The following is a 7,657-nucleotide window of genomic DNA, read 5'->3' on the forward strand; positions in this document are numbered from 1 at the left end:
ACTCGTTTCCTTCACTTGCGGAGCAGGGAGGCCGCGGTGGCCACGGCGCCGGCGACGTCGCCGTCCTCGGGGTAGAGCAGGGTGCGGCCCACGGTGAGGCCCTGGACGCCAGGCAGCGCGAGGGCCTCGGACCACGTCCGGAAGATCTCCTCCGGGGCGCCGCTGGGGTCACCGCCCAGCAGCACGGTGGGCAGAGTGGTCGAGGCGAGGACGCGCTCCATCTCCGGGACCACGGGCAGCTTCATCCACGTGTACGCGCTCGTGGCACCGAGGCTGGACGCGATCGCCGCGGAGGTGATGACGGCGTCGGGGGAGAGGTCGTTGCGGACCTTTCCGTCGACGGTCTCCGAGATGAACGGCTCGACCATCGCGTAGAGCCCCTGCTCGGCGAGCGCGTCCACGGCGCGGGCGGTGCTCTCCAGGGCCTGCGTGGTGGCGGTGTCCCCGTAGTGGATGCGGGTGAGCATCTTCCCGCCGTCCGCGCCCAGGCGCTTGAGGTGACGGGCGGTGTGGCCCGTGAAGCGGTCGTCGATCTCGTTGACCAGCCCTGCGAGCCCGCCGCGGTTCATGGAGCCGAAGACCAGCTTGCCCTCGAGGGCGCCCAGCAGCAGGAGGTCGTCGAGGATGTCCGGGGAGGCCAGCACGCCGTCGACGTCCGGGTTCGCCAGGGCGGTGCGCAACCGGTCCAGCAGGTCCCGGCGGTCGGCCATGGCGCCGGGCACACCGCGCACCGACAGCGCGCCACGTGCCGGGTGGTCCGCGGCGACGATGAAGTTCTGCGTGCCGTAGACGGGGCGGGCGTGGCACACGCGGGCATCCGCTGCGCGCTGCACGGCGTCGGGGTCCTCGAGGCGGATCCGAGTGAGGTCTGCGTAGCGTGCGGGATCCGTGGAGCCGAGCTCCGGCGGGGTCACGAGCGCGGAGGTGGTGGGCGGGGTGCTCATGCCTGGAACCCCCGACCGCGCTCGTCGAGCAGCGCCATGACGTCCTGCTCGAGCGGCATGTCCTCGGAGCACGCGATCCGCGAGGCCACGATGGCGCCGGCCGCGTTCGCAAAGTCCAGCACGTTCTGCAGCGGCCACCCGGAGAGCAGCCCGTGCACGAACGCCCCGCCGAAGGAGTCCCCGGCGCCCAGGCCGTTGACGGTCTCCACGGGCAGGGGTGCGGAGACCACGGTCTCGGTGGCGGTCCGGGCCATCACCCCCTGTGCCCCCATCTTCACGACGGCGGTGCTCACGCCGGCTTCCAGCAGCCGGTCCGCCTGCTCCTCGGGGGAACCGTCACCCACGGCGACGGCGCACTCCTCGCGGTTGCCGATGGCGATGCTCGCGTACGCCAGGTTCTTGCGGACCTGCTCGGTGGCTTCGGTCGCGGAGTCCCAGAACATGGGGCGGTAGTCCAGGTCCAGGACGGTGTGCTGGCCCTCGGCGAGCCCATCCCGGGGCCGGGCGGCGTGGGCGTGCAGCTGGGCCTCGCGGGCGGGGGACTGGGCGAGGCCCGTGACTGTGGACCAGAAGACGGCGGCGTCCCGCACGGCGGCGGTGTCGATCTCTTCGGGGGTGATCTTCCAGTCCGGTGCAGTGGGGAAGCGGCCGTAGAAGTAGAGGGGGAAGTCTTCCGGCGGCATGATCGCGCAGAACGTGGCCGGCGTCTGCAGCCCGGCCACGGGGGAGACCATCGAGTCGTCCACGCCGTAGCGGCGCAGCTCGGTGTGCAGGTACTCCCCGAACGGGTCGTCACCGGTGCGGGTGAGCACGGCGGTGCGGCGGCCGTACTTCGCGGCGGCCACCGCCACGTTGGACGGTGAGCCGCCCAGGTACTTACCGAACGAGGTCACCTCCGACAGCGGCACCCCGATGTCGTTGGGGTAGATGTCCACGCTGATGCGCCCCATGGTCAGCAGGTCATGGCTCACGGGCCGGTCCTTCCGTCGAACGGTGCGGGGTGATCCGCGGTGTGTGACCAGTCTGACCCGAGGACATATGTCCTGTCAAACCTTTGTACAGACAAAGTGCGAAAAGTGTTCTAGCCTGGACCGTGCCGGCCACGACCGTCCCGGTCGCGCCGGCACCCGACCGCCGGTGCTCGGCCCTGGTCCTGACACGGTCCCGACCACCGCACCACCACCCGCACGAGCCCCGGACGGCGCCACCGCGCCATTTTTGGGCCGAGAGGAGCACAGCCGTGAAGTTCGGTGTCTACAACGCGATCCTGCACCACCTTTCCCTCGACGACGCCCTGGGCCAGGTGGCCGCTCTCGGCCTGGACGGCATGGAGGTCAATTCCGGGGGCTTCCTGCCGCCCGTTCACCTTCCCGTGGACGAGATCCTGCGCAGCGACGCCGCCGCGGACGCCTACCGTCGGCGCTTCGAGGACCGCGGGCTGGAGATCCTGGGGTTGAACTGCAACGGCAACCCGCTGAACCCGGACCCCGCGATCGGTCCGGAGGACGCCGAGGACATCAAGCGCTCCATCCGTGCAGCGGCCGCCCTCGGGCAGACCCGCGTGGTGACCATGTCCGGGCTGCCCGCCTCGGACCCCGGTGGGAAGTACCCGGCGTGGAACGTGAACACATGGGGCTCCCACGCCCTGGACTCACTGGAGTGGCAGTGGGACCGGCTCGCGGAGTTCTGGGAGCCGGTGGACGCCCTGGCCCGCGAGAACGGCGTGAAGGTGGCCCTCGAGCTGCACCCGCAGAACCTCGTGTTCAACCCGCCCACGATCAAGCGCCTGGTGGACCGCATCGGTGCCACGAACATCGGCGTGGAGCTGGACGCCTCCCACCTGTTCTGGCAGCTCATGGACCCGGTGGCATGCGTGCGCTGGCTCGGGGGACTCACGTTCCACGCCGCAGCCAAGGACATCCGCATCAACCGGGAGAACTGCGAAATCGCGGGCGTGCTGGACGAGCGCTTCCGCCGTCTCTGCCCGGAGGAGAAGCGCACGAACATGGGCGGGGACGAGTACGTCAACGAGTGGCCGCGGGACTCCTCGTGGGACTTCGTCACCGTCGGCGTGGGGCACGGCGCCGGCTACTGGGCCGAGTTCCTGCGCGCACTGTCCGAGGTGGAGTGCGCCGCGGGCGAGACCATGTGCGTGAACATCGAGCACGAGGACACGTCCATGTCCGTGCAGGACGGGCTGCGCCTGGCCACCGACACCCTCCACGAGGCCGCGGAGCTCGCCGGGCTGCGCTGAGCCGAGCGCGTCGGGGCCCTCCGCGATACTGGGGCCATGCCCTTCTTCGACCTGGACCGGATCGGCCGAGACCTGCCCTTCGCGCGGGCCGTCCCACAGCTGCGCCAGGCCCTGCACGGCGGCGTCGCGGTGGTGCAGGCCCCACCCGGCACAGGTAAGACCACGGTGGTCCCGCCTGTCGTTGCAGAGTTCGTGGCGGGCGACGCCGCCGCCGCACCCGGCCGCGTCGTCGTCGTCCAGCCCCGGCGGGTCGCCGCGCGGGCCGCCGCGCGCCGACTTGCCGCGCTGAGCGGCACCCGACCCGGCGACGTCGTCGGCTGGAGCGTGCGCGGCGAGCGCGAGGTGAGTGCGCGGACCCGCGTGGAGTTCGTGACGCCCGGCATCCTGCTGCGCCGCCTGCTCGCGGACCCCGAGCTGCCGGGCACCGCCGCCGTGGTGCTCGACGAGGTGCACGAGCGCGGCGTGGAGTCGGATCTGCTCGTGGGCATGCTCGCCGAGCTGCGGCAGCTGCGTGAGGACCTCACAGTGGTGGCGATGTCCGCGACCGTGGACGCAGCCCGCTTCGCCGCGCTGCTCGGCGGCGACGAGCCCGCTCCGGTGGTGGACTGCCCGTCCGCACTGCACCCGCTCGACGTCATGTGGCAGCCCGGCCCGCAGCGCCTTGACGAGCGCGGGGTCACGCCCGCGTTCCTCTCCCACGTGGCCCGCACGACGGCCGACGCGCACCGCCGGGCCCTGGCGCAGGACCCCGCCGTGGACGCCCTCGTCTTCCTGCCCGGGGCCCGTGAGGTCTCCCGGGTGGCCGCCGAGCTGCGCAGCCCCGGCGTCGAGGTCCTCGAGCTGCACGGCCAGCTCACCCCGCGCGAGCAGGACCGCGCGGTCGCGGGCCACGCCCCGGGGGATCCGCCGCGGATCGTGGTCAGCACATCCCTCGCGGAGTCCTCCCTGACGGTCTCGGGCGTGCGCCTCGTGGTGGACTCCGGCCTCGCGCGCCAGCCTCGCCGGGACGCCGGGCGGGGGATCTCCGGCCTCGTCACCGTCTCGGCCTCCAAGGCCTCGGCGGCACAGCGTGCCGGCCGCGCCGCGCGCCAGGGCCCGGGCACCGTGGTGCGCTGCTACGACGACGCCGCCTGGGGCGCGATGCCGGCCCACACGGTTCCCGAGGTGCGCACCGCGGACCTCACCTTCGCGTGCCTCGCGCTCGCCGTGTGGGGCGCGCCCGGGGGAGACGGGCTCGCCCTGCCGGACCCGTTGCCACCCCGTGCCCGGGCCGATGCCGAGGAGGTGCTGCGCGAGCTCGGCGCCGTGGCCGGGCACGGACGCGCCACGGCCCTCGGCCGCCTGCTCGTGACACTGCCCGTGGATCCGCGCTGGGGCCGTGCCCTGCTGGACGGCTCCGGTCTCGTGGGACCGCGCCTCACCGCCGAGGTGCTCGCGGCACTCTCCGAAGCCCCCAGGATCCAGGCGGCGGACATCCCCGCCCACCTGCGGGGGCTGCGCTCGGGCCGGGGGAGCGAGGCGCAGCGGTGGACGCGCGACGTCGCACGCCTGGAACGCATCGCCCGGCACCCTGGTGCCTCGGAGAGTGGGAGCGTCGAGAACCGGGATGCCGCGCACGGCAGCGTTGGGTACCGCAGCACCAGGGACCGTGGCGCTGAAGGCGGCCGTGCCGAACAGGTCCCCGCCGCCCGGCGGGATACCGCGCGCGGCCACGCCGGGAAACGCCCCGTACCTGCCGAGGGCCACGATCCGACCCTCAACTGCGCGCCGTCGGCGGCGGTGCCTCGCGAGTCCCGGGAGGGCGCCGTCGTCGCGCTCGCCCGGCCGGAGTGGATCGCCCACCGGGTGGACACGAGCGGCGACCAGTGGCTGCTGGCCTCCGGAACCCGCGCGGGGCTGGAGGCCGGGAGCCCGCTGCGCCACCACGAGTGGCTGGCCGCCGCGGAGCTGGGCCGGGCCGAGGGCCGTGCGGCGGCGGGAACCGGCGCTGTCATCCGCGCCGCCGCGCCCCTGGACCGGGACACCGCACTGCTGGTGGCCGGAGCGCTGGCCCGGGAGGAGGTGCGGGCAAACTTCGCGGACGGTCGCGTGGTTACCCGCAAGGTGCGCGCGGTGGGCGCCATCGAGCTGTCCTCGACCCCCGTCCGCGCGGACGCGGAGACCGCAGGACCCGCCGTCCGGGACGCGCTGGCCCGGGAGGGCCTCGACCTGCTGCCGTGGAACGACGCCGCCCTCGCCCTGCGCGCCCGCCTCGCCCTGCTCCACCGTCACCTCGGAGCCCCGTGGCCTGCCGTGGACGACACCGCTCTCACCGCAGGGCTGGACGAGTGGCTCGGCCCCGAGCTGCGCGAGGTCACCCGCGGGGCCTCCCTGCGCTCCGTCCGCGTGGCCGACGCCCTGCGGCGACTGCTGCCCTGGCCGGACGCGGCCCGCTTCGACGAACTCGTGCCCCCGCGCCTGCCTGTGCCCAGCGGGAACACCGCCCGCATCGACTACCCGCCGGTTTTCTCCGCCGAGGACCCCGCCCAGCCCCCGGTGGTCGCGGTGAAGCTGCAGGAGTGCTTCGGCTGGGCGCAGACCCCGCGGGTGGTGGACGGGCGCGTCCCCGTGCAGTTCCACCTGCTCTCTCCGGGCCGGCACACCCTCGCGATCACCGATGACCTCGCGTCCTTCTGGTCCGGGCCGTACGCCCAGGTCCGTGCGGACATGCGGGGTCGCTACCCCAAGCACCCCTGGCCCGAGGACCCGTGGAACGCGGTGGCCACGGCCAAGACCTCGCGCGCCCTGCGGCGGGACGGGTGACGACGGCGCGTGGCGCGGCGTCGTCGTGCCGCCCGCCATGTCGAGGGGCCGCCTGCCGTGCCGAGGGGCCGCCTGCCGTGCCGAGGGGCCGCCTGCCGTGCCGAGGAACCACCCTCCTTGTCCAGGACCCGCGGGGCGGGTGCCCCCACCGGAAATCCGCGCGGCGGGCGGGGCCGAGGGGGCCCGACGGCGGGCGTTTGAGTTCGCCGTGTGACCTGCGTTACGGTGGGCTCACCGCTACTGCCCGAGCGCGTCATCGTGCGCGCGACGACTCCACCCGTCCATCCGGTGACATCCACTCGACGACGTGGGGTCGTGGGGCACCACGACTGGCGGCCGAACCCGCGCCGACCGTTCCAAACCCACGGTTGGCCCGGCGCGCAGGCCGACCCGCGCCACCCCGTCCCCCACGCTCGGACCGGCAGCTCCGATGTCGTGCGGCACCGCCCGGAGGTCCACTCCGGGACCGCCGCGCGGCGCCCGCCGCGAGAGCGCACCAGGACCGCGGGGGCGTGTCCGTTCTCAGACACAGATCGCGAAGTGACACCATGACCACCACGTTTGCCGACACCGAAGCCGACACCATGACCATCGACCCGTCCGAGATGCCCACCGTGGGCCCGGAGCTCGCCCGTTCGTGGCTGCTCGTCAACGGCTCACACACCGCCCGTTTCGACGCCGCTGCGCAGAGCGCCGCGGACGCCGTGGTCCTGGACGTCGAGGACTCCGTGGCGCCCGCAGACAAGGCTCAGGCCCGGGAGAACGTGATCCAGTGGCTCGGCCGCCGCGGCAAGGACGGCCAGTACAACCGCGCGTGGGTGCGCATCAACGGCTTCGGCACCGCGTGGTGGGAGGACGACCTGCGCGCACTGCGGGACGTCTCCGGCCTGGACGGGGTGATGCTCGCGATGACGGAGTCCCCCGAGCACGTGACCCGCACCGCGGAGATGCTGCGGGGCACGCGCATCGTGGCGCTCGTGGAGACCGCTCGCGGCGTGCAGAACCTCCAGGACATCGCCACCGCGCGCTCCACCTACCGCCTGGCGTTCGGCATCGGCGACTACCGCCGTGACACCGGTTTCGGCGAGAACCCCATGGCGCTGGCCTACACGCGCTCGCAGTTCACCATCGCGTCCCGCGCGGCCAATCTGCCCGGTCCCATCGACGGCCCCGCCGTGGGTGCGCTGGGTGCCAAGCTCGCGGAGGCCACCGGGGTGACCGACGAGTTCGGCATGACCGGCAAGCTGTGCCTGATGCCCGAGCAGACCACCACCGTGAACGAGGGCCTCTCGCCCTCCCTGAGCGAGCTGTCCTGGGCCACCGAGTTCCTGCAGGAGTTCGAGGCCGAGGGCGGGCAGATCCGCAACGGCTCCGACCTGCCGCGACTGGCCCGTGCCCGCAAGGTGCTCGGTCTGGCCACGGCGTTCGGCATGCGCCTGCCCGAGGGCTACGACATGCACTTCGAGGCCCCCACGGACACCTACCACTGCTGAGACGCAGCTGATGCAGTGACGACGCCGCGCCACCAGATCGGCAGTTTCTAGTGGTCCTCGCAACGCCCTGAATTTTTGGGGAGTTGCGAGGACCATGGCGTCTCATGAGGTGAAGGACGCGTTCTTCCAGGCACTGGAGCATCTGGAGGGCAGCATCACTGCTG

The 7,657-nt window shown here is 73.1% G+C and carries 5 protein-coding genes; 3 read left to right on the forward strand and 2 right to left on the reverse strand.

What is annotated here, in order from left to right; all coding sequences use genetic code 11:
* Window positions 1-11: 11 nt before the first annotated feature.
* Window positions 12-944, reverse strand: a complete 933-nt coding sequence (locus ABD264_RS07105; protein WP_344205160.1) for a Cgl0159 family (beta/alpha)8-fold protein — start codon at window positions 942-944, stop codon at window positions 12-14.
* Window positions 941-1,915 (reverse strand): 5-dehydro-2-deoxygluconokinase, encoded by a 975-nt coding sequence (gene iolC, locus ABD264_RS07110; protein WP_303104393.1) that lies wholly within the window; start codon window positions 1,913-1,915, stop codon window positions 941-943. Before iolC ends, ABD264_RS07105 begins: the two co-directional genes overlap by 4 nt.
* Before the next feature lie 269 nt (window positions 1,916-2,184).
* Between iolC and ABD264_RS07115 the strand changes: the two genes are divergently transcribed.
* The 3 genes from ABD264_RS07115 to ABD264_RS07125 all read left to right on the forward strand — a co-directional run bounded on the left by ABD264_RS07115 (window position 2,185) and on the right by ABD264_RS07125 (window position 7,493).
* Window positions 2,185-3,198 carry a sugar phosphate isomerase/epimerase family protein gene (locus ABD264_RS07115; RefSeq protein WP_303104391.1) on the forward strand — a complete coding sequence of 338 codons (1,014 nt, stop codon included), beginning with the start codon at window positions 2,185-2,187 and terminating at the stop codon, window positions 3,196-3,198.
* Between the two features lie 36 nt (window positions 3,199-3,234).
* On the forward strand, window positions 3,235-6,000 hold the full coding sequence (locus ABD264_RS07120) for an ATP-dependent RNA helicase (protein WP_344205162.1): 2,766 nt from the start codon (window positions 3,235-3,237) through the stop codon (window positions 5,998-6,000).
* A gap of 548 nt (window positions 6,001-6,548) precedes the next feature.
* On the forward strand, window positions 6,549-7,493 hold the full coding sequence (locus tag ABD264_RS07125) for an HpcH/HpaI aldolase/citrate lyase family protein (protein ID WP_144940791.1): 945 nt from the start codon (window positions 6,549-6,551) through the stop codon (window positions 7,491-7,493).
* Window positions 7,494-7,657: the final 164 nt, after the last annotated feature.

Source organism: Kocuria salsicia, from assembly GCF_039532055.1.
Lineage (GTDB): Bacteria > Actinomycetota > Actinomycetes > Actinomycetales > Micrococcaceae > Kocuria > Kocuria salsicia.

Bases quoted from the DNA above. Each gene is read 5' to 3' on its own strand.
- ABD264_RS07105 (WP_344205160.1), bottom strand. From the start codon at position 944: ATGAGCACCCCGCCCACCACCTCCGCGCTCGTGACCCCGCCGGAGCTC.
- ABD264_RS07125 (WP_144940791.1), top strand. From the start codon at position 6,549: ATGACCACCACGTTTGCCGACACCGAAGCCGACACCATGACCATCGAC.
- ABD264_RS07120 (WP_344205162.1), top strand. From the start codon at position 3,235: ATGCCCTTCTTCGACCTGGACCGGATCGGCCGAGACCTGCCCTTCGCG.